At 46.9% G+C, this 2,905-nt stretch carries 2 protein-coding genes; both read left to right on the top strand.

Going from position 1 to position 2,905, the window contains the following annotated elements:
* Positions 1–307 precede the first annotated feature (307 nt).
* Positions 308–1,318, top strand: coding sequence for a sulfotransferase family protein (locus F6K20_RS32295; protein WP_044494777.1), 1,011 nt, complete (start codon positions 308–310; stop codon positions 1,316–1,318).
* A 10-nt stretch (positions 1,319–1,328) separates the two neighbouring features.
* On the top strand, positions 1,329–2,567 hold the full coding sequence (gene chrA, locus F6K20_RS32290; protein ID WP_008188210.1) for a chromate efflux transporter: 1,239 nt from the start codon (positions 1,329–1,331) through the stop codon (positions 2,565–2,567).
* Positions 2,568–2,905: the final 338 nt, after the last annotated feature.

The raw sequence follows: 2,905 nt of genomic DNA, 5'->3' as shown, positions 1-2,905 counted from the left end.
ACGTAGCTCATAAGCTGAATGCTGATAGCTGAATGCTGATATCTGAATGCTGATATCTGAATGCTGATATCTGAATGCTGATATCTGAATGCTGATAGCTGAATGCTGATAGCTGAATGCTAATAGCTGAATGCTTACGGTTAGTCAGCTAGACACCGCTCCACTCACAGCTAGGGAGAGTTGGTTTGGTGAAGACCAAGCTTTTATTGTGGTGCATTGCAACCACAACGTTTTCTGATGGCTGCTTCTACTTAATCGGTGATCAAGGTCAGCAATTGGAATTCAGTGATGAGGATAGCTCAAAGTTATGTCTATTTTTATGATCGGCACCCAACGCTCAGGCTCTAATTTATTGCGCCTGATGTTGAATCAGATTGGTGATCTCGCTGCTCCCCACTCCCCTCACATATTGCAGCGGATGATGCCATTACTACCTAGCTATGGGGATTTGAGTCAAACGGACACCTTTACCCTCTTAGTCAATGATGTGTGTCGTTTAGTGGAACTCAATCCCGTTCCTTGGGAGGGTGTGAATTTAGATACAAAGGAAGTCATTTCCCTTTGCCGAGAGCGGTCTTTGGTGGCGATATTTGCCTCTGTTTACGATATTATGGCACAAACTTGGGGAGCACAGCAATGGTGTTGCAAAAGTTTAGCCAACGTTTACTACCTGCCAGAGATTACCGCTTACTTGGAAAACGCTAAATTTATCTATTTGTACCGGGATGGTCGAGATGTGGCGGTTTCTTTTAAAAAGGCAGTGGTTGGGGAAAAGCACTTCTACCATATTGCTCAAGAATGGGCAAAAGCCCAGGGTTTAGCACTCCAGATGCGCTCTCGCCTAAGTCCCGAGAGGTTTTTCAGTATCAGTTATGAAACCCTAATCAGCTCTCCTGAGACTACCCTGCAGGATCTGTGTAATTTTCTTGGCGTCCACTATACTCCTGAGATTCTGGATTTCCATCAATCCCAGGAAGCCTCGAATGCTGCCACTTCTAGCTCCCTATGGAGTAATGTCACGCAACCTGTAATTAAGCAAAACACTAAGAAGTTTCTCCAGGAAGCTACGGATGAGGAAATCCTGATTTTTGAATTGGTGGCGGGAGATGTACTTGATGCTCTCGGTTACGAACGGGTTGGAATTCTTAAAGGCAAAGAAATCAAATTCAGCAGCAGTGCGATCGCTAAATTTAATGCGATTAACCAAAGCTTAAAAGCAGAGGCACGCCAAACGATGGATCCTGAGGACTTAAAGCGACGGGATCGCCAAGCCACTCTGCTCAAAGAGATTAAAGCACGTCAGACCGTAGTGGCTTAAAGAACTGACTATGTTAAAAAAACTGCATGTAAACTCGGCAAATTCCGAGTCGGTATCCCTTTGGTTTCTGTTCTGGAACTTTTTCAAGATCGGAAGTACAGCCTTTGGCGGTTTCATGGCTCTGATTTCCGTGGTGGAGAATCGGATGGTGCGGCGGAACAAACTCCTCACCCATGAAGATATGCTAGACAGCATTTCCTTAGCCACTGTTTTACCTGGTCCAGTTGCTGCTAATGTAGTAGCCTATGTGGGCTATCGCTTGGGGAGGACTAATGGGGCTGTAGTCAGTGCCATCGGTGTGTTGCTCCCTTCTTTTATTCTGGTAATTGGTCTAACCATTGCTTATCTCCAGGCCGGGGAAATTCCAGCACTTCAAAAAGCCTTTGCGGGATTTATTCCTGCGGTGGCGGCGATTATCTTGAGTGCCGCCAGGCGCATGAGCAAAAAAGCGATCAAAGGCTGGCGGGAACTACTGATTGCTTTAATAGCGGCAGTCCTACTCAAGGTAGTAGGAGGATTCTACATTACTGTGCTAGTGGTGGTGGGTTCTGGATTGCTAGGATGGTTTTGGTTACGTGACACTAAGCAGTCGGGACAGGAGAGTTCTCAAGCTCAACCGATTCAGGAGTCAATTGAGGGGATTTCCTGGCTGAAGCTCTCAGTCACCTTCGTGATCCTCCTGAGTTTTCTGTTGCTTTCTCTGATTCCCCTACCCTTTTTGGGGGAAACCAGCCTCGGGAAACTATTCGTGACATTTTCCGGAATGAGCCTGATGCTATTTGGTGGAGGCTACGTGTTCATTCCCCTGATTCAAGAAGTGGTAGTGAATACTTATGGTTGGGTGACTCAGACAGAATTTGCTAATGCGATCGCAATCGGGCAAATTACTCCTGGACCAATTCTGATCAGCGCTGCCTTCATCGGTTATGTGGTGAAAGGGATTTCGGGAGCAATAGTAGCAACAGTAGGGATTTTCTTACCACCAGGACTGCTGATGGTAACCTGTTCCCACTTATTGAAACATATCAAAGAATCTACAGTCATTCAGGCGGCGCTCACAGGAATTCGTCCTGCCGTGATTGGCATGATCATTACCGCTGCTATTGTAGTAGCTGGGAGTGCTGAATTTCATGTTGGCAGCCTGGTGATCTTTGCCGCAGCCTTAGTTGCCATGTGGCGGTTCCGCGTGAAGGTGCTGTTGATTATCCCGATTGCTGGAATTTTCGGCTTAGTACTTTACTCAATCTAGAATGGGTTGCTATAGCAAAGGGAACAGCGGATCACCGGAACAGGGAACAGCGGATCACCTCCCTTAAAAATCTTTAAGACCCTGTAGGGTGGGCAAGAGGTGATCACAGATAAGCTGTACTGAAAACTCTAGGACTTTTGCCCACCAAAAAGCCAAGCTACCCACAGTTAATCCTGGTGGGCAAGGTGATTCGTCAACCCAACCGCTCCCATTGATTTCCCCTTGCCCACCCTACAAAACTCCCTACTCCCTACTCCCTACTCCCTACTCCCTACTCCCTACTCCCTGTTCCCTGTTCCCAGAATTCCTAAACGGATCCCTATTAGCATCCCAACTTT

The sequence above is a fragment of the Moorena sp. SIO2C4 genome (assembly GCF_010672485.1).
In the GTDB taxonomy this organism is placed as follows: domain Bacteria; phylum Cyanobacteriota; class Cyanobacteriia; order Cyanobacteriales; family Coleofasciculaceae; genus Moorena; species Moorena producens.
This window is presented reverse-complemented; position numbering and strand designations above follow the sequence as displayed.